Genomic DNA, 18,876 nt, shown 5'->3' on the forward strand with positions numbered 1-18,876 from the left:
CAGAGAAATCTAAACCAAGCGCAGGCCGAACAGCACAGGAGCGCCAGCATGGATTTATCCCCAACCCGTCGTCAGGCATTGATCGGACTGGGTGCAATCGGCGCCGGCATGGTGATGGGCGCGCCCGTCCGCGCCGCCACCCGCAATCTCGCCGTTCTGCATCTTGCAAGCCACGCCCCCAGCTATATCGCTTTTGAACGTGGCTATTTCAAAGATGCCGGGCTCGATATCGCGCTGAAATTCTTCGAAGCCGCCCAGCCAATGGCGGTGGCAATCGCATCGGGGGATGCGGATTTCGGCGTGACGGCAATGAGCGGTGGCCTGATCAGCCTGGCGGACAAGGGCGCAATCAAGGTGATCGGCGGAGCGCTTTCAGAAGAAAAGGGCATCACCGGCAATATCATCCTCGCCTCCAACAAGGCTTATCAGGCTGGCCTCACCGATCCCTCCAGGCTAGCCGGACACAGCTTCGGCATCACCACCGCTGGATCCTCGTTCCATTTCATGGCGCACAAGATTGCAAAAGCCAACAATATCGCGCTTTCCGCCATTCAGTTGCGGCCGCTGCAAAAGCTCGGCGCGGTGGTTGGCGCCCTGTCGACGGGGCAGATCGACGCCTGGGCAATCCAGCCCAATGTCGCACGAAAGCTGATCCGTGACGGTGCGGCCAAACAGATCGGCCTCGTCGCTGACTATGCGCCCGATTATCAGGTCACCACCGCTTTCACCTCCACCCGCAATGCCAGCGAGCAACGCGCCATGACCGAGGCTTTCGTCAAAGCCTATTCCAGAGCCATCGATGATTATAACGCTGCCTTTGTCGACAATCATGCCGACGACGCAGCCCGCGATGATATCGCGCGCATCGTTCATAAATATGTGGAAAGCGACAGCCCGTTTGAAACAGCAAGACAGAACCTGATCGACGGTGCCATGCGGATTAACAAGGGGCTTGCCCTTTCGCTCACCAGCTGCGTCGAACAACTCGACTGGTTCCGCGCCGAGGGCATGGTCAAGGAAGCGGTCACCCAGGAAAAGCTTTTCGACACGTCTTTCGTCAAAACAATCTAACCAAGTGATGCTGCCGCGCTGCACGCAACGGCCAAATGGCGGCAAAGCAACAAGGATCAGGCAGCAAGAGCCCGGCCGGGTCTGCGACCTGTCCTGTCTGGAGTTGAAATGGAACTGCAGCTTGAAAATATCAGCCATAGCTATGGCCCGGTTGACGTCCTCAAGGACATATCGCTGCGGATAGCCGAGGGTCAGATCGTCTGCGTGATCGGTCCTTCCGGTTGCGGGAAATCGACATTGCTGCGCTTTCTGGGCGGGCTGGAACGGCCAAGCTCTGGCAAGGTGCTGGCGCTCGGAACGCCGCCACCAGACTCGCTCAATCCGTTGACTTATGTCTTTCAGCATTTTGCTCTGCTGCCCTGGCGCAGCGTTGAAGGCAATATCCGCCTGGTGCTTGAAGACCACCCTTTGAGCCGTCAGGAAAGGGATCAGATTATCAGCAATGTGCTGGAGCGGACCCGGCTTCTCGACTTCCGCAAAGCTCTGCCCAAGCAACTTTCAGGCGGCATGCGCCAACGGGTGGCAATTGCCCGCGCACTGGCGGTGCGACCAGCCGTGATGCTGATGGATGAACCGCTGTCCGCCCTCGACAGCCAGACCCGCGAATTGCTGATGGACGATCTGGTCACATTGTGGAGCCGGCAACCCTTCACAGCGGTCTATGTCACCCATAACCTCAACGAAGCGGTGCGGCTCGGGCATCGTGTGGTTGTGCTGTCGCGGCGCCCCGGAACAATCCGGGACATCGTTGACATCGACATTCCGCTGGGCGAGCGCCAGCTCGGCGATCCCTTGCTGGAAGACACGCAGAAACAACTCTGGGAATTGATGCGGGCGGAGGCCAGAGCCGCAGATCAGGAGCTTACGCATGGTTGAAGTCACTGCGCTCGAACAACAAGCACCCCTTGTCCGCCCGGTGCCGTTTCGCGGCGGCGGTTTCGCCCCCAGGCCGGTCCGCCATATTGCGCTCACCCTGTTCATCGGCCTCATCGTGCTGGCCGAAGTCGGAACCCGGCTTGGCTTTATTTCCAATCTGACACTGCCCCGCCCCTCCGCTGTGTTCGAAACTTTCGTCCAGCTCTGGCAGACTGGCCTGTTATGGCAACATCTGTTGCCATCTCTGCGCCGCCTTGTCGTGGGCGCCAGCCTTGGCATTGCTGTCGGCATCGGCCTCGGGGTGATGATCGGTCTGTTCAGCTATGTCCGCGCCGGACTGGTGCCGCTCGTTGCGGCCTTGTTTCCGATCCCGAAAATCGCGTTGCTGCCGCTGTTTGTCATCTGGTTCGGTATCGACGAGATGTCAAAATATATGCTCATCGCCTTCGGAACCTTCACGCCGACTGTGGTCGCGACCTATGGCGCGGTCGATAATGTCGATCGATCCCTCATCCGCATGGGCCAGAGCTTCGGTCTTGGCTGGTGGTCGATCGTCCGCAAGATTGTGCTGCCCGGCGCCTTTCCCGCCATCCTGTCAGGATTGCGGGTCTCGATTTCCATCGCCATCATCTTGCTGGTCGCTGCTGAAATGCTGGGCGCGCAGTTCGGCATCGGCTCCTATATTCTGGAGGCCGGATCGCTCTACGACCTCGAAAAGCTCTTTGCCGGCGTTACCATCCTCTCGGTGCTGGGTCTAATCGTCAATGCCATTATCGGACAGATCGAAAGACATTTCCTGAGCTGGCGCGGTTGATCAATCTTCTCTGGGCCGCAATGAAAAGCCGATTGGCGCCCAGTGCGATGCTGCCCCCAAACAGACCGCAACCGACAGAGCTTTTGTGCAGGACGGCCGTGTCGGTTGCGATCCCTCATGCGACGTTGAGCACCGTTTCTGCGGCATGCGCCTGATAGCCCAGGGCTTCCGCCACCGCGCCGTTGGTAATCCGCCCTCTGTGGACATTGAGACCATTGCGCAGATGCTTGTCTTCCGCAAGCGCACGCAAACCCCGGTCAGCCAGCGCAAGCCCGTGATGCAAGGTGGCATTATTCAGAGCATGGGCGGCGGTGACTGGCACGGCGCCCGGCATATTGGCCACACAATAATGCAGGATCCCCTCCACCAGATAGGTGGGATCGGAATGGGTGGTTGGTCTGGCGGTTTCAAAACAACCACCCTGATCAATCGCCACGTCGACGATCACCGCGCCGGTTTTCATGCCCGACAACATATCATGGCTAACCAGTTTGGGCGCGGCAGCTCCCGGTATCAGCACAGCGCCGATCACCAGGTCGGCCGCAAAGACTTCATCTTCAATCGCCTGCAGACTGGCATAGCGCGTATGCACCCGTCCCTGCAGAACGTCATCGAGCTGGCGCAGACGCGGCAGAGAACGATCGAGGATGGTGACATCCGAGCCGAGCCCCACGGCCATCCGCGCCGCATGCAGTCCAACCACACCACCGCCAATAATCGTGGTCTTTGCCGGCAGCACACCCGGGACGCCACCCAGCAGAATGCCACGGCCGCCATTGGCTTTCTGCAACGCGGTCGCACCCGCCTGAATAGACAGACGGCCCGCCACTTCCGACATCGGCGCCAGCAGCGGCAGACCACCGCGATCATCGGTCACCGTCTCATAGGCGACGGCTGTCACACCGGATGCAAGCAGACCCTTGGTCTGCTCGGGATCTGGAGCCAGGTGGAGATAGGTGTAGAGGATCTGGCCTTCGCGCAGCTGCCGCCATTCCTCGGGCTGCGGCTCCTTCACCTTGACGATCATGTCGCATTTTGAGAAAATTTCTGGTGCTGAAGCAACGATCCGTGCCCCGGCCGCACTGTAACTGGCGTCATCGGCGCCGATGCCGGCACCCGCCATCGTTTCCACCAGCACATCATGGCCATGGGCCACGTAGTCACGCACTGCATCAGGCGTCAACCCAACACGATATTCATGGTTCTTGATTTCCTTCGGGCAACCGACACGCATAGACGTTCCTCTCTTCTTGCCCACTTTTCGCGGGTCATTATCGATCCCGAAATCAAAACATCTGCAGCACGCAATGTCCTTGCAAAGAGAATTTGCAACCAATGTTTTTCTGGTGGATTATTGCGCAAACAGCCCTTTATTTCGAAGGTTCTTCGAATGAGCACACTCGACCCGATCGATCTTGCCATCCTCAGGACATTGCAAGCCAATGCTCGCATCACCAATGCAGAGCTTGCGGAAAAAGTCGGCCTGTCGCCTTCGGCCTGTTCACGCCGGCTCGACATTCTGGAAAAGAACCAGATCATTGCCGGCTACCATGCCCGGCTATCGCAAAAAGCTCTCGACTGTCGGATGATCGCCATTGTCCATATTTCCCTGTCGGGCCAATTTGCCAAGACGCTTGCCGAGTTCGAGGCGGCGGTCAAACGTTGCCCCAATGTGCTGGTCTGTTATCTGATGTCGGGCGAATATGATTACATTCTGCGCGTCGCCGCACGCGATCTCGACGATTACCAACGCATTCACCGCGACTGGCTTTCCGCACTGCCGCATGTGGTCAAGATCAATTCAAGCTTCGCATTGCGGGAAATCATCGACCGGCCGAATGTCTGGCCAAACCAGAATTAACTGCGTCAAGCGGCTGCGAAGAGCCCGTCGCAAGCGACGAGCTCTCCCGATGCAGTTATTTCTTGTCGTTTTGACTGGTCTTGCCCGTCTGGCCACCGCCAGACTTCTTGTCTTCATTCTTGTGGCTCTGCTCGCCAGCCTTGACATGCTGTTCGTGGCTTCCGCCTTGCTTGCCGGATGCCTGTTTCTTGCTGTCCTGCTGATTGTTTGCCATGGTCATTTCTCCACACGTACCGGAATGGTACAGCGCCCTAACCAGGCCGGTCGGCAAAAGTTTCACCCTCCCTGTCAGCGTGTCATGCAGCGTACCAAAGTTTCCAAAACCAACAGCGCATCACTTCGTGCTGCCGCCCGCTTTCTGCAGGCGCAAAATCATGGCTTCTCGCCGAGCATCTCCAAGGCCGCCCTATAGCGCGCGCAGCGCTCCGCATCCTCCTGGTGAAGCCGCAGATTATCCCGTAAATCGGCGATCTTGACGGGTCGGGCAATTGGATTGGAGCAGGCGCGCTTGACAAAAGCCAGGTGGTCCTCGTCATCACGCCGGGTGATGGCATTGAGCGCCAATACAATATCATCGTCAAAGCCGAAGGAATAAATATCATTCAATGATGTCGCGGTATGCTCGATCATGTCATGCATGACAGCGAGAATCTGCGTCTCCCTTGTGGTTTGCGCCATCATCACCCGCAAACCATGCAATATATAGGGATCGCCATTGCGATCTTTTTGATCCATATGGGCGGCTGCGGCAACCGCGATCGCTGTTTCCAGATTGCTCACTTGTCTCTCCTGCGCGACAATGCGTTGCTGATGCACTCTTTGCTGCAGCCGTTACCACAAACCTGAGCAAAGATAAATTTGCCGGCGCATGCGACACTCTCTACAGACGGTTTCAAACAGAAGGTGACTCCTGCGTAAAACAGCGTATACTCCTTGCATCGTCACCAACCCGAATATGTAGGCGGTGGCGGCTGAGGGTTTCTTGTGCTCTTGCCTGCTAGCAAGGAGGAGCAGGAATGATACGCCCCGATGATGCATGCAGCGATCTTCAAAATAATCTGTTGGACAATCAGCGGCGCGACAATGATCTGCGCACGGTGCTTGCTCGACGAGCGCAACATTATTCCCCAGCGCCCCGCATGCAAAGACGCATTGTCGAAGCGACAATCGCCCGACTGATCGACGCCCCCGAACAATTATCAAAAGGTGACCCGGATCAGGTGTTGTTTGCAGTGTTGCACCAGGTTGCCGTCGATCTTCTCCATGTGCCGATCCCTTTGCTCCGCTTCCCAGACGCGCCCGTTGAAGCTGCGCAATAGCGACGGTCCAGCCGTCACCCACTTCGCCCGCGTCAGCATTGATCAAAGGTTGTCTGCAATAAACCAAAGTCAGACATGACCGGCCTGCGGCGGAATGATAAAAAGCGCGATCAAACCCAGGGGGAAAAAATGGGGCATGGTGCAGATCTTCACAAATCGGAACTTTTGAACGCGCTGCTCGCCGAAGCCAAAGATGCGGCAGCGGCACCCGATGCAGTCGGGCGCGCAAGCTGGCTCGACCGGATGTCGACGAGCTGTTTCGCCGCTTTGGCGGGTTGCTGTGTGCTCGCGACGCTCATTCTCATCACCACACTTGTGTGACAGAAATCTGTGACATCGCGCTTTGACAGCGGCCGTGCTCATCCTTTTGATTGTTCTGCTGAGCACCGTCCGAAAGCGTCAGAACAGGTGCGAGACCGCTTGCAACCGCATGGGCCAGTCGGTCCTGCCAGCCCAGTCGGTCCTGCCACCCCATTCAGCCCTGCCACCATCGCGCTTGAAAGCCTCGATCCCACCTATGCGTCCTGCGCGGGCAAGCACGCTTTTTCCAACACCCCATCGCCCCTTTGCTCAGCGACCCTTTAAAGCAATCCCGACCATGCGGGTTAACACGCGCGGAAACGTCGCCCTTTTGCACCGCGACCCGGATTGGTGCCAATGACAACTATTTATCCACCCTTATCGATGATAATGCATCCAGCAGTGCAGCAAGGGAACAACAGGTCGATGGGCATTTTCGCGGGTGGCAAAACAACTGTTCTGGTCGTCGAAGACGAAGCGCTGCTGCGTCTTGTGGCAGTCGGCGAACTGGAGGATGCCGGCATGACCACCGTGGAAGCGGAAAATGGCAGCCAGGCGTTGGACATCCTGTCCCGCAACCGCGAGGTTGATATTGTCTTTACCGACATCGATATGCCGGGCGCCATCAATGGCATCGCGTTGGCCAATATCGTGCGGGAAAACTATCCGCATATCGGCGTGATTGTCGTCTCCGGTCTCAGCAATATTGAGAATACCGCGCTGCATGAAGCCATTCCCTTCTTTTCCAAACCCTATGACATGGCGCGCATTATTCAGCACATGCAGGCCCTTGACCCGACGGCCCGACCTGAAGATGTGACCAAAACCGACCGCTGACCGCGATCGCTTGGCATGGGGCTGTGCCGTCGCTTCAACGCGGGCTTTCCCTGATCCGGCGATCCCGTTATAGCAAGACCACGGCAATTGAGGCGGGGGGGAAATGTCTCATTCAACCATCATGCAGGGCCAACCCAACCGGCTTTTTCTCGCCGTGGCCATTGCCATGCTTTTTGTGCTGGCGCCCGTCTCACAAGGCAGGACACACGATCTTCCCGCCTATCAAACGCTGGAAAGCCGCATGGTGTGTGCGCCCACGCAAGTCAGCCAGTCGCCCGGCCAACAGGGCGGCATTCTCCTTGAGCCCGGCAGTCCTGTCAGACTGGTTGACATCACATTCGGGCCTGATCGTCAGCCCTATTTCGTGGTGGATTATGCAACCGGCAAGGGCCTCCAGCGCGCCAATGGCTTTGTCGCTGTCGAAAAAACATCGAATTTCTGCGGGTTTTCACAGCGCTCCGACCATGGCCAGCGCCTTGTTGCACCGCCCAACACCTGTCATCTCGTCGCCGCCCAAACGCCATCGCTCACCGCTTTGAACAGCCAGGCGCAGGCGTTGAACAGCTTCCGTCCGTCGATGGCCGCCTATCTCACGACCGAGGGCCACTATGCGCTGTCGCTTGGCCTGCTCAATATCAAAGCCAGCAGCCGCATTCTGGCGCGCTCAAAGCGCCTGCCGGAAAACAGCCATTGCGCGACCGGCAGCCAATTCATCGCCTCGCTGGTGAAGACCAGCAGCGGATTCGCGCACATGCAACCATCGGGTCACGCCTCGCAAACACAGCAACTTGCCGCCGCACGCGCTCTCATGCAGGCATCGGCCTCGCCGCAAGATGGCAATGGCCTCAAGCAGGCCTGTGGCTTGGGACTGGGCGCGGCATGCAGTCTTTATGCGCAATCAATCTATGATGCGCCCGATCCCGATGGAGATCTGCCTGCGACAGTTACCCATTATGCTTTGCTTGGCTGCATGGGCGGCGACATGCTGGGCTGCAAGCTGGCGATCAACCGTTCCGAGAATAGCTTGGAAAATGCACAGTTTCGGGCGATCGAAGGCGGTACGGGCGATGCCGCCGATCTGGTCACACCCGAACTCGCCAAGCCTGGCTGTGATGCCGGTGATGCGGTGAGTTGCATAGTGCTGGCGCGTGGCACCGCAAGCAGCACCATCCCAACGACAGTCGAGGCAGCCTCCAGTTTTGCGGCCAATTACACCGCATGCAAGGCTGGCATCGCCTGGGTCTGTCGCGACCTCCTCGACAGTTTTGCCGCTGTCATAAGCGCACGCGGGCATGCAGCGTCAGCGACGCCGGACGAAAATTATGCGCTGGCTGCCCTTCTGGAGGAGAGCTGCGTACCAGGCCCTGCACAACCCGATAAAGTGCATTGCAAGCCTGCCTATTATAAATATCGTGATTTCTTACAGGCAACCGAGCCCAGCCGGCGCGAGGCTCCACGCCTGAGCAAGGCCAAAAGCCTGCTTGAACGCGGTTGCGCCAAGGGCGATCCATCGGCCTGCATCGCACAAACCCGGCTTGCAGCGCATTGGGCTTTGGAGGCCCGCAATGAAAGCGCTGCGCGCGCAATATCCCTGTGCGCAAAGCCGACCGAGCAAGACAGTGCCTGCACGGGACTGGGGTCGGCTCTCGATCCGGCACTCGCTGCGTCAGCGCCGGCGCAGTTTGACAGCTATCAGGCTCTTTCCGAGACCTGCCGCAGCGCTGCATCCGCCACGGGAGCCCAGGCCTGCGCGGCTGCCGCCTCCGCTGCTCTGTCTTCCCAAGGGGTGCAGCGCGCCCAACTCGAAGCCATGCTCGACAGCGCCTGCGGCGATGAAACAATCAACGGATGTGAAGCCTTGGCGTCGCTGCTGTTGCACAATTCGAACCAGCAATCCGCATCTCCGCTCATCCCCGACCGCAATGCCCGCGCGCTTTCTGCCCTTGAACAGGGCTGTCGTTTTGACAATGCGCCGGCAAGCACCTGTCTGTCACTGGCCCGGCTGCATGACCGCGACGGTGATATCGCCGCAGCAATGGATGTGTTTGCAAAAGGCTGCGCCGCCGCGATCGAGCAGAGCCGCGGCCGGCCCGAAACCGTCAACCTCTGCTTTGAGGCGACAAAATTTGCTTTGCAGCACAAGACGCAATATCCGGCAGCACTGCAATGGGCGGATTTTGCCTGCAGGGCCGCAGATCCGGGCCTCTCGCCCTATGCCTGCAAGCTGATCGGCAATATTTACGCTCTCGGCCTCGGCACCGATGTCGACACCCAGAAGGCAGCCATGGCCTACCAGACGGGCTGCTTTCATCCATTCGTGTCCACAACCGATGGCGAGGCCTGCATAAAATATGGCGATCTGCTGCTTGCAGCACAGCCACCGGTCCTGCTGGCCGATGACGCCGATGACCCCGATCAAAACCCGACAAGCCTGATAACCGAAGCCTCGCGCGCTTACGACATGGGCTGCATGGACAATATCGAGCAGGCCTGTGCGCTTAACCGCAGATTGCTCGCGGACTGGAGCCGGGGTCGTTATCCGCATGATCGCACCCGCTGCAGTGTCAAGGATGATGCCGGAACCACCCGATCCGCAAAGACCTGTCGCCGGTTTTCATTCTATCAGGCAGCGGCTGAACGCAAACAAAGCCGTCGTCAGCTGCCACTCGACGTCCATGTCTGGCCCGATGGCGATAAGACCGTCATCTATCAGGAAAATGGCCATTGGCTTCTCAACGAAGTCATCACTGAAGGTCCGCAGCTCAAAGCCAGCATGACGTGCTGGCGCAACCCGATTTCAAAACGCAGCTTTTGCGCAACGCCACTGTGACCCGCACCTCTCCCCTCCGTCACGCGCCCCCCACCTCCTGCTGACATTGTCAGGCGGATGTCAGCAGACAGTTACCAGGGCAAAGAGGGTGATTGACGAACAAAACAAGAACACTTAATCTCAGCTCATGGCTTTGATGACCCTGCAACGAAAACTTGAAATCCTGTCGGATGCGGCGAAATACGACGCGTCCTGTGCCTCCAGTGGTGGCGAAAAGCGCAATTCCTTGAAGGGGGGGCTTGGTTCATCCGGTGGATCCGGGATCTGCCACGCCTATGCGCCCGATGGGCGCTGCATTTCTCTGCTCAAGATCCTGATGACCAATTTCTGCATGTTCGATTGCGCTTATTGCATCAACCGGGTTTCCAGCAATGTCGAGCGCGCGCGTTTTTCCGTCGACGAGATTGTCACCCTGACGCTTGAATTCTATCGCAGGAACTATATCGAGGGCCTGTTTCTGTCCTCGGGCATTATCCGATCACCCGACCAGACAATGGCCGACATGGCGCTGATCGCCCGCAAACTGCGGACTCTGCATGGGTTCAAAGGCTATATTCATCTCAAGACCATTCCGGATGCGGCGCCTGAGCTTATTCGGGAGGCCGGGCTTTATGCAGACCGGCTGTCAATCAATGTCGAGTTGCCTCAGGATCAAAGCGTCCGGCAACTGGCGCCGGAAAAGCGCCCGGAAACCATTCGCGCCACCATGGCTCAGGTTCGGCTTGAAGGCGAGGCCGCTTCTGAAAAGACCATCACTGGACGCAAGCCGCCCAAATTCGCGCCCGCGGGACAAAGTACCCAGATGATCATTGGTGCGGACAGCTCCAACGATACCGTGATCCTCAACACTGCTGTGCGGCTTTATACCGGCTACAAGCTCCGCCGGGTCTATTACTCTGCCTTCAGCCCGATTCCCGACGCAACCAGGGCATTGCCTCTGATCAGGCCTCCGCTCGAACGCGAACATCGTCTCTATCAGGCCGACTGGCTGATGCGCTTTTACGGCTATGAGGCCGCGGAAATAACCGCGGGGACCCGCGACGGGTTTCTCGATCTGGACATTGATCCCAAACTCGCCTGGGCGCTACAAAATCGCGGCCAATTTCCGGTCGATATCAATAAAGGATCGCGGGAAATGCTGCTGCGGGTTCCGGGCTTTGGCGTTCGAACGGTCGATCGCATCATCAGCGCGCGACGCCTGCAACCGTTACGGATCGGCGATCTTGTGCGGATCGGAGCGCTGACACGCAAGGCCAAACCATTCATCACCGTCACCGACTGGACTCCGGGATTGATGCTCGACAGTGTGAATTTGCGGCAGCGTTTCATGCCTGCCCCCCAACAATTGAGTTTGCTTTGACGCCCGGCAAGAGAGAGGTTGAAACCGGCTGAATGTCTTTTTGTGCCACCATTGACGAGATTGGACCGATCGACAGCTGGCGAAAGGCGGCACGGCGCGCCATGTCGCATCGTATCCCGCCAGACAGCATGAACTGGAATCCCGCCAACGGTCTGTTTGACGGCGAAGCCTTGCCGCAACATGACGGTCCGCACACAACCCTTGCCTCCAAAGCGTTTCTTGACACCATGCGCAGCGTGATTTGGCACGCCGATCCCGAGCGCTTTCATCTGCTATACCAGGCCTTGTGGCGTCTGGTGCATCGCGACGGCGCGCCATTGTCTGCGGTGGATCCGCTCGGATATCGTCTGATCCGCATGAGCAAGACCGTACGGCGCGATCTGCACAAGATGCACGCTTTCCTGCGCTTTCGCGAAATCACGGCAACAACACAACGCCGGCGCTTCATCGCCTGGTTCGAACCCGACAACAATATCGTCGAGCCAGCCTCAGCATTCTTCGTGGCTCGCTTCTCCGACATGGACTGGACAATTTTGACCCCAAGCCGCAGCGCAGTGTTTGAAAATGGCGTGCTGGAATTTCGGGCCGGTGCGACAAGACCCAATTTGGCGCCGGATGATAGCGAGGCGCTCTGGAACGCCTATTTCACCAATATATTCAATCCCGCCAGAACCAACATCCGCGCGATGCTATCGGAAATGCCCAAAAAATACTGGCACAATATGCCCGAAACGAAACTGATCCCGACCATGCTCAAAGACGCGGAGGCGCGGACCACCAAAATGCGCGAAGCGCAAGCCACCACCCCGCGAAAGGGCGCTGAGCTGATCACACAACGCTATCGCGACCAGTTCCCGGCAGTCGCCGCCACAGCGGATACGCTCGACGATTTGCACCGCGCGATCCGCAATTGCCAGCGCTGCAGCCTTTGCGAACACGCCAGTCAGGCAGTCTGTGGCGCCGGAGGCCGGAATGCCGACATGATGATCGTCGGCGAGCAACCCGGCGACCAGGAGGACCTGAGCGGTCAACCCTTCGTTGGACCGGCCGGCCAGATCCTGCGCCGGCTGATGCAGAAAGCCGATATTGCAGACAAAACCGTGTTCCTGACCAATGCGGTCAAACATTTCAAGTTCACAGCACGGGGGAAAAGACGCCTGCATCAAACGCCAAACCGCGATGAAATCGACCATTGCCGATGGTGGCTCACCCAGGAAATAGCGCTGGTAAAACCCAGGCTTATTCTGGCACTCGGTGCATCGGCAGCTTTTGGGGTGAGCAACAGCTCTGTGCCGATCTCCCGTCGCCGCGGAACCATCGAACAGTTACAGGATGGAACCCGAGTTTTGTTTTCCTGGCATCCCTCCTATATTCTTCGACTGGCTGATCCCTCACGGCAGCAAAGCGCAGAACACGAATTGCTGGCAGACTTGTCACAGGCCAGAGATTTGACAGCAACGCTGGGCCGCGCCGCGTGACTGGCCGCGATTGCTTTGCTATCGCCCAGCGGGCAACCGCATGGCCTCTGCAATCATCTCTGCGTCCGCAGTGCTGATTTCAAACAGTCCAAAACGAAACGGGTCATCCCCAGTTTGACTGTGATCGGGTGAAGGAAAGCCGGTCAAGCATAGGCCTGATCGGCACCTGGCAGGCTGGTAACCAGTTCACATCTCGACGCCAGGGATGAAAACCCGGCGCCATCTCGAGCTGGTAGGGCTGATGATCACAAACATGGCCAATCGTCGTGAATGCCTGTAGGCTCTCATTGCCACCGAGACTTTGCTTCGGCGAATAGGTGGATGCGATCACCACAATGCAACCTCAGCAAAGGCGCCGCCTTGCCGTGACAGACCTGGATGAAGCCGAGCCTTTGCCCAACCATCGCATGCTCAGCCGAAACAGTGGCAATCCAATGCCGAGGGGCAATATTCATTTGTGATCTCCCAGCGCATAGACGCGCAGACGGTGACCGTCAGGGTCGAGCGCGACAAAGCTTCGGCCAAAATCCAGCGTCATGGGTGGCAAGGCAATCGTTACCCCTTTTGAACGCCACTCGACATGGAGCCTGTCGACCTCACCACCACACGCAACCTGGAACCCCAGCTCGCCTCCGCCAGCCCGGCTGACAGGAACCGGCTGCACAGAGGCTTGCGACCACAGGCCCAAACGCATGCCGGATGGCAATACAAACAGCGCAAAGCGAGGGCTGATCTGCTGGGCGGCACGATCAAAAAGACGGTTGTAAAATCGGGCACTTGTCCAAATATCGGCAACGTAAAGCAGAACAATGGGTGATCTCAACGCCGTCGCCAATTCAAACAAGGATGAAGCCGCAGCAGGACCACATGGTCTGCTCGCTGATTGCAACCCTGAATGGCCGGTCGATCCAGCTTGCTCATCACCATGGACTGCCTTCAGCAAGGATTATTGTTGCGATGATCATGCCCGTTCCTTCAGCCGGTTGGTTGACCTGTGTCGAGCTCTGACGTCAACCCCATGCCGCCGACTTGAACCGTGCGATGTAGGGATCCCGGTCAGAGAGCACAACCCCAACTCTTACCTCCCATTTATCCGGGGGTCTTTCAGAGGGGATTGATATTTCGAGACCGCACCGGGAACACAATGCCCGCCCCCGGGTTATACCCTGACAGAAAACAAGGAGGATTTGAGATGGATCACAGCAAACATGTAAGACTGACGGCGTCGGAACTCAATGCGGATGTGCTGGATGGCGCGACCGTCTATGGCGTCGATGACCATAAGATTGGGACGGTTGACCACCTGCATGGCATGGGTCCCGATGCTCAGGTCATCATTGATGTCGGCGGGTTTCTCGGCATTGGCGCCAAGCCTGTCTCGGTTCCCCTGAGCGGCTTCGATTTCATGCGCGATGATGATGGCAATGTTCATGCCGTGACCTCCTGGACCAAGGATCAGCTTAAGGAATTGCCTGAACATCGCGACTAGCATGCGCCCCTCGCGCAAAATGTCTCGCTTGACCGCCGGCGGCTGCCCGATCCGTTTGCAGCGCTTTTGCCGACCAGCGCTCCGGGGTGGGAGCGAGCAACGGGCTTTTCCTCTGGAAAAGGAGGGCGGTCGTCTCGCAAGCCGTCGCTGTCAGCATTCCGCGGTGCCGCCAAACGGCGACGGGCCCAAAATCACCGAAAGGATAAACTGTGACTGATATCACTGATGCCAATATCGTTATTCTCGCAACGGATGGTTACGAACGTTCGGAACTTCGGGTCCCTCTGGAAAAGCTGCGTGAAAGGGGGGCCAGGGTGAAGGTCGCCTCGCCGAAGACCGGTGCCATCAAGAGCTGGGACGATGGCGACTGGGGTGACAGCGTCGATGTCGACCTTGGCCTTGAAGAGATTGCGCTTGAAGATACGCATGCGCTGGTTTTGCCAGGGGGTCAGATCAACCCCGATACCTTGCGCGCCGATGAGGACGCAATGGCTGTGGTACGCGCCTTCCTGCAGTCAGGAAAGATCGTCGCTGCGATCTGCCACGCGCCCTGGTTGCTGATTGAGGCCGACGCCGTCAGGGGCCGCAAGGTTACGTCTTATGGTTCGATCAAAACCGACTTGAAGAACGCGGGCGGTCAATGGGTCGATGAAGCCGTGGTCGCCGATCAGGGCATTATCACATCGCGATCCCCCGATGATCTTGACGCCTTCGTCGACAAGATTGTCGAGGAAATCAGGGAAGGCCGCCACCCCCGTTAAGCCAAACCGCCACGCGCATGGCCGCCGGTCGCCCTGGCGGTCATTGGGCAGCAAGAACCGGAGCCCCGCATGCAAAGCAAGCTTTTATCCAACGATAGCGAGCGCGTCTTCATCCTGGTGATTGAACCGGGGGAGGAAGCTTTCGACGCGATCCGGCATTTTGCCGTCAAGCACGACATCAACGCCGCATCGGTCTCCGCCATCGGAGCGTTTCAAGAAACAATCCTGGCTTTCTTTGACCTTGAAACCCGACGCTATCAGGATATTCCGGTAACCGTGCAAAGCGAGGTTTTAAGCCTGATCGGTGATATCACCTTGAATGAAAAGGGCGAACCGCATCCCCATCTCCACGCGGTGCTGGGCCTTTCCGACGGACAGACACGGGGTGGACACTTCGTCAAAGGCTATGTCCGACCGACGTTGGAAGTCATCATTCGCGAAACACCGGCATCCCTGAGGCGCAGCTATAATCCCGATTTTGGTATCGCACTGATTGATATCGCTCGCTCGGATACGCCTGAGGACGAGCAAATGTTTCTGACCGGGCCACAGGTTTGATATCCGCCAATCGAGAGCGCGGCGCACTCTAAGGCCCGATGCGCTATTCACCGGCAGCCAAGTCTGGCTGTTCCAGAAACGGTCACATTGATCGCGATGAAGCCGCTGGTGAAACCGGTCCGTTGCGGGCAGCGGATGTGACAAGGAGTGACAGTCAAGTACCAACCTTTAAGATGAAATATTGCGAAGACTGGCTCCCCACCCCGTCCTGACCACAATCAGCAGGGAGAGGCTGCTGGTCCCACTTGATCTCATCAAATCGGATCGACGTGCGCATTCAAAGCGCCTTTTGGTCGCGAAAGCCGTTTCAGCCTGCGCGCAAGCGCTGCAAAATCCTCTGAAATCAAGCGCCTTCAATCCGGCTCGCTTGGCGTCCCTCTCCGCGCCGCTTTCTCTGGCTCTTTTCTTGCTCCTTTCTTACTCCTTTCTGGGCCTCCTTGTTGCTGCGATACGCCCGCCAGTTCATTGCTGCCAAACAGACCGGGAGACGCACTCGTCCAATCGAGCTTGATGCATCGAGCTCCCATTGCATGCGGCATGCGTTTCACTCTTCCCCTCTATTGTCGGCCTGCGGCCGCCTTTGATTTTTCTTCGCCCCTGACAGCAGCGATTGATCCCGTCAAGCGGTCCGTGAAGGGCTGCGGTTTTCCGCACCCTTGCCCAGCGGGTAAACCGCTGCGCAACCGTGAAAATCCTCACCCTTCCGCGCCACACCACTTGACTGGCTCAATCCCGGCCGCCGGGCGGGCTTTGCCCCCCCGCTCTGTCCCGGGGAATGTCAGGAGCCATTCCCGGCCAGACCGGCAGGCCTCGCCCAGCGGCCAGGGAAAATCTCAAGGAGAAAGATCATGAGCATTTACAACAAATGCGCCCGCTTCGACCAGAGTCATGCCCTGACAGAGGCGGAAATGCAGGCGCAGGCACCCTCGATCTTTGCAGTCACCGCGCATGCGAGCCGCTCGCAGCAGTTCCGCCCAATACCCACCATTGAAATATTACGCTGCCTTAAAAAGGAGGGGTTTGTGCCCGTCGGGGTCCGGCAATCCGCAAGCCGCAGCTTGGACAAGGCCCATTTCACCAAGCATCTCATTCGGTTGCGCCACGTCGATGACGGCAAGACCTATCATGTCGGTGACAATCTGTGCGAAATCCTGCTCAAAAATGCCAATGACGGTACCAGTCCCTATGAGCTGATGGCCGGTCTCTATCGCATTCGTTGCATGAACTCGCTTGTCACCCAGACCGGCACCATCGACGCCATCCGGGTCAGACATTCCGGTGACGCGGCGCAGAAAGTCATCGAGGGCACCTACCGGGTGCTCGAAGAGGCGGAAACAACCCTGCTGGCACCCCAGCAATGGTCGCAGATCCTTCTCAATCAGGACGAGAAAGACGTCTTGGCACACGGCGCCCACGCCTTGCGCTTTGCCGACAATGCCGGCGAAACACAGACACCGATCAAACCGCAACAATTGCTGCAGCCTCGACGCAGCAGCGATCAGGCCGACGATCTGTGGACCGTCTGGAATATCGTTCAGGAAAATAGCTTGAAAGGCGGCCTTCGCGGCCTGACGCTGGACAAATCCGGCTGCCAGCGCCGCATGAAATCCCGCGCCATTCACAACATCGACCAGGATATCAGGCTCAATAAAGCCCTCTGGCTACTGGGCGAAAAAATGGCAGAGCTCAAGGTCCATGCCTGACGCGCAGGAGACCGCCATTGCCGTCGAGGCAATGGCGGTCTTCACCCTTCGCATTGCTTTGCCAAGGTCACGCGTTGACTGTGACAGAATATGCCTCCACCCTCCGGTGAGCGCTCCGGATGCTCAAAAATGCCCTTCCCCACCCCAGCCCCGGCGATAGCATAGAGCCGCTATCGGCTGGACACCGGCAATGCCCGCAAATAGGTTGATATTCGATATCCTCAGTATCCGTAATCAGCTTGCTTCTGCCGCTCCGAGAGCCTTTGCCCGCGAGGAGAAAGTCAAACTTGTGTTGAGGCGCTGATAGAAAGGATTTCCAGTTCAAGCGGACCCATCTCGACAACATCGCCAACCGCCTTACCCATCAAGGCGATTGCAACCGGGGATCCATGCGACAGCGTGGATCGGGACGGATCGGCTTCATCTTCACCGACAATTCGGAAGCTCTGCTTGCGACCATCCGAGCGCTGAAAGGTGACCACATGCCCAAAGCCGACCACTGCCGGAGATGCCGGCGCTTCAACCAGCTCTGCCGTGTGGATGCGCTCGCTGTAATAGCGCACATCACGCAGCCAAATCGCTGACTGGCGCCGCCTTTCATTGATATCTTCAAGCAAGCTCGCAGCATCAAGACCGCGCTGCGCTGATGTGAGCGCTTCATGCAGCATTCGAAGCCCGGTCTTGGTTACCAGATTGATCCGGCCAGAAACCGGCCGCGGCGGCAGAATTGTCTCCGCGGCAGCTTCCGCACTTTCTTCTTTGACAAATGCAACGCTCAATCAGTCAGGCTCCGTGTTGAGGTATTGTTGAAGAGAATAACCCAAACACGCTTAAAAAGCTGCAGGAATTGTCAGTCGGTTTGCAGGATGGCTGTCTGCTTTTGCGATCGGCGCCCGCCATTGCGCTTAATTGGCACGACACAGGCACACAGCGGCTTTGGAACAAATTAAGAGGCCAGACCGTTTCCCTTGCAACTGGAGCGTTTCGCCATGGCGGGGCCGAAACAAGCAGCAGACGCTCACAAAGCGTCTGCCATGATTGAGCAGGAGGGATTTTCATGCTTCCAAATATCGATCAAACCACCGCAACAGCGCCTGAAAAACTCACCCGGGCGCAGCATAGCGCCTTGCGGGCTATCGCTTTCTTCCGCCGTCAGAGAAAGATCGGCAGCGACTGGCTTGTTGGCGACAAACGGCTGTCCCATCGCATCATCGGACGCCTGGAACAACTCGATCTCGTCGAGGAAAGTGTGATCCGTGGCGAGCCAATGCTGCAGCTCACCATTGTCGGTGAAGCGATGAAGGCCAAGCTGCTGCAGTAGACGCTCCTGTGACAGCCCGGAAGCATATCGTTGCTATATCTTGGCCTTTGCGTTGCCTTGGCAGGTCAGAAGCCAAGTAGCGCGGCTTACCGGCCTGACGCTGGCCAATCTTCTTACGCGCCGCTGTTTGAAAGCCCATGCCAAAGCATCAAGCCGACCGTGATATCCACCGCCGGGAGATCTTTGCGGGGGCGCCATTCAAACCCCGCTTTCGACCGCGCGTTCGCGCCCACGCCAACGGATAAACAGGCACACTCTGGAAACCGCTGCGCCGTGCGCTTATCTCAAGCCATGAGCA

The 18,876-nt window shown here is 58.0% G+C and carries 21 protein-coding genes; 15 read left to right on the forward strand and 6 right to left on the reverse strand.

Annotation, left to right across the window (positions count from 1 at the left end):
* The first annotated feature begins 48 nt into the window (after nt 1-48).
* The 3 genes from ABWV94_RS16895 to ABWV94_RS16905 all read left to right on the forward strand — a co-directional run bounded on the left by ABWV94_RS16895 (nt 49) and on the right by ABWV94_RS16905 (nt 2,761).
* Nucleotides 49-1,071 (forward strand): ABC transporter substrate-binding protein, encoded by a 1,023-nt coding sequence (locus tag ABWV94_RS16895; RefSeq protein WP_353414559.1) that lies wholly within the window; start codon nt 49-51, stop codon nt 1,069-1,071.
* A 108-nt stretch (nt 1,072-1,179) separates the two neighbouring features.
* Entirely contained in the window at nt 1,180-1,947 is a 768-nt protein-coding gene (locus tag ABWV94_RS16900; protein ID WP_353414561.1) for an ABC transporter ATP-binding protein, read from the forward strand.
* Nucleotides 1,940-2,761, forward strand: coding sequence for an ABC transporter permease (locus tag ABWV94_RS16905; protein ID WP_113496622.1), 822 nt, complete (start codon nt 1,940-1,942; stop codon nt 2,759-2,761). Before ABWV94_RS16900 ends, ABWV94_RS16905 begins: the two co-directional genes overlap by 8 nt.
* A gap of 115 nt (nt 2,762-2,876) precedes the next feature.
* On the opposite strand, the gene ald is transcribed toward ABWV94_RS16905, so the two are convergent.
* Nucleotides 2,877-3,995, reverse strand: a complete 1,119-nt coding sequence (gene ald, locus ABWV94_RS16910; RefSeq protein ID WP_353414564.1) for an alanine dehydrogenase — start codon at nt 3,993-3,995, stop codon at nt 2,877-2,879.
* A 156-nt stretch (nt 3,996-4,151) separates the two neighbouring features.
* Here ald and ABWV94_RS16915 point away from each other — a divergent pair, with 156 nt between their 5' ends.
* The gene (locus tag ABWV94_RS16915; protein WP_113496624.1) at nt 4,152-4,622 is read left to right on the forward strand and encodes an Lrp/AsnC family transcriptional regulator; all 471 of its coding nucleotides are present in this window, start codon (nt 4,152-4,154) and stop codon (nt 4,620-4,622) included.
* Between the two features lie 55 nt (nt 4,623-4,677).
* On the opposite strand, the gene ABWV94_RS16920 is transcribed toward ABWV94_RS16915, so the two are convergent.
* On the reverse strand, nt 4,678-4,836 hold the full coding sequence (locus tag ABWV94_RS16920) for a hypothetical protein (RefSeq protein ID WP_162761640.1): 159 nt from the start codon (nt 4,834-4,836) through the stop codon (nt 4,678-4,680).
* 158 nt (nt 4,837-4,994) lie between these two features.
* Complete coding sequence (locus tag ABWV94_RS16925; RefSeq protein WP_113496625.1) at nt 4,995-5,402, reverse strand: GTP pyrophosphokinase; 408 nt, start codon at nt 5,400-5,402, stop codon at nt 4,995-4,997.
* 236 nt (nt 5,403-5,638) lie between these two features.
* On the opposite strand from ABWV94_RS16925, the gene ABWV94_RS16930 reads away from it, so the two are divergent.
* Nucleotides 5,639-5,941, forward strand: coding sequence for a hypothetical protein (locus tag ABWV94_RS16930; protein WP_113496626.1), 303 nt, complete (start codon nt 5,639-5,641; stop codon nt 5,939-5,941).
* A gap of 129 nt (nt 5,942-6,070) precedes the next feature.
* Nucleotides 6,071-6,262, forward strand: coding sequence for a hypothetical protein (locus tag ABWV94_RS16935; protein ID WP_162761671.1), 192 nt, complete (start codon nt 6,071-6,073; stop codon nt 6,260-6,262).
* 78 nt (nt 6,263-6,340) lie between these two features.
* On the opposite strand, the gene ABWV94_RS16940 is transcribed toward ABWV94_RS16935, so the two are convergent.
* Nucleotides 6,341-6,481, reverse strand: coding sequence for a hypothetical protein (locus tag ABWV94_RS16940; protein ID WP_353414568.1), 141 nt, complete (start codon nt 6,479-6,481; stop codon nt 6,341-6,343).
* Between the two features lie 186 nt (nt 6,482-6,667).
* On the opposite strand from ABWV94_RS16940, the gene ABWV94_RS16945 reads away from it, so the two are divergent.
* The 4 genes from ABWV94_RS16945 to ABWV94_RS16960 all read left to right on the forward strand — a co-directional run bounded on the left by ABWV94_RS16945 (nt 6,668) and on the right by ABWV94_RS16960 (nt 12,746).
* Nucleotides 6,668-7,078, forward strand: coding sequence for a response regulator (locus ABWV94_RS16945; RefSeq protein ID WP_353414570.1), 411 nt, complete (start codon nt 6,668-6,670; stop codon nt 7,076-7,078).
* A gap of 103 nt (nt 7,079-7,181) precedes the next feature.
* Complete coding sequence (locus ABWV94_RS16950; protein ID WP_353414572.1) at nt 7,182-9,908, forward strand: hypothetical protein; 2,727 nt, start codon at nt 7,182-7,184, stop codon at nt 9,906-9,908.
* Between the two features lie 136 nt (nt 9,909-10,044).
* Nucleotides 10,045-11,268 (forward strand): putative DNA modification/repair radical SAM protein, encoded by a 1,224-nt coding sequence (locus tag ABWV94_RS16955; RefSeq protein WP_162761673.1) that lies wholly within the window; start codon nt 10,045-10,047, stop codon nt 11,266-11,268.
* A gap of 32 nt (nt 11,269-11,300) precedes the next feature.
* On the forward strand, nt 11,301-12,746 hold the full coding sequence (locus ABWV94_RS16960) for a UdgX family uracil-DNA binding protein (protein WP_353414574.1): 1,446 nt from the start codon (nt 11,301-11,303) through the stop codon (nt 12,744-12,746).
* Between the two features lie 451 nt (nt 12,747-13,197).
* Here the strand turns inward: ABWV94_RS16960 and ABWV94_RS16965 are convergent, their stop codons facing one another.
* Nucleotides 13,198-13,569 (reverse strand): VOC family protein, encoded by a 372-nt coding sequence (locus tag ABWV94_RS16965; RefSeq protein WP_353414576.1) that lies wholly within the window; start codon nt 13,567-13,569, stop codon nt 13,198-13,200.
* 369 nt (nt 13,570-13,938) lie between these two features.
* Between ABWV94_RS16965 and ABWV94_RS16970 the strand changes: the two genes are divergently transcribed.
* The 4 genes from ABWV94_RS16970 (at nt 13,939) to ABWV94_RS16985 (ending at nt 17,257) form a co-directional block, all read left to right on the forward strand.
* On the forward strand, nt 13,939-14,235 hold the full coding sequence (locus ABWV94_RS16970) for a PRC-barrel domain-containing protein (RefSeq protein ID WP_112813648.1): 297 nt from the start codon (nt 13,939-13,941) through the stop codon (nt 14,233-14,235).
* Between the two features lie 209 nt (nt 14,236-14,444).
* Entirely contained in the window at nt 14,445-14,996 is a 552-nt protein-coding gene (locus tag ABWV94_RS16975) for a type 1 glutamine amidotransferase domain-containing protein (RefSeq protein WP_353414579.1), read from the forward strand.
* Between the two features lie 69 nt (nt 14,997-15,065).
* Nucleotides 15,066-15,554 (forward strand): PPC domain-containing DNA-binding protein, encoded by a 489-nt coding sequence (locus tag ABWV94_RS16980; RefSeq protein ID WP_113496636.1) that lies wholly within the window; start codon nt 15,066-15,068, stop codon nt 15,552-15,554.
* Between the two features lie 848 nt (nt 15,555-16,402).
* The gene (locus ABWV94_RS16985) at nt 16,403-17,257 is read left to right on the forward strand and encodes a DUF932 domain-containing protein (RefSeq protein WP_353414581.1); all 855 of its coding nucleotides are present in this window, start codon (nt 16,403-16,405) and stop codon (nt 17,255-17,257) included.
* A gap of 281 nt (nt 17,258-17,538) precedes the next feature.
* Here ABWV94_RS16985 and greA read toward each other — a convergent pair whose 3' ends face one another.
* On the reverse strand, nt 17,539-18,036 hold the full coding sequence (gene greA / locus ABWV94_RS16990; protein ID WP_353414583.1) for a transcription elongation factor GreA: 498 nt from the start codon (nt 18,034-18,036) through the stop codon (nt 17,539-17,541).
* Nucleotides 18,037-18,314: 278 nt separating this feature from the next.
* Here greA and ABWV94_RS16995 point away from each other — a divergent pair, with 278 nt between their 5' ends.
* Entirely contained in the window at nt 18,315-18,578 is a 264-nt protein-coding gene (locus ABWV94_RS16995; protein ID WP_113496639.1) for a hypothetical protein, read from the forward strand.
* The last annotated feature ends 298 nt before the right edge of the window (nt 18,579-18,876 follow it).

This window comes from Brucella sp. NBRC 12953, from assembly GCF_040369775.1.
Lineage (GTDB): Bacteria > Pseudomonadota > Alphaproteobacteria > Rhizobiales > Rhizobiaceae > Brucella > Brucella pseudogrignonensis.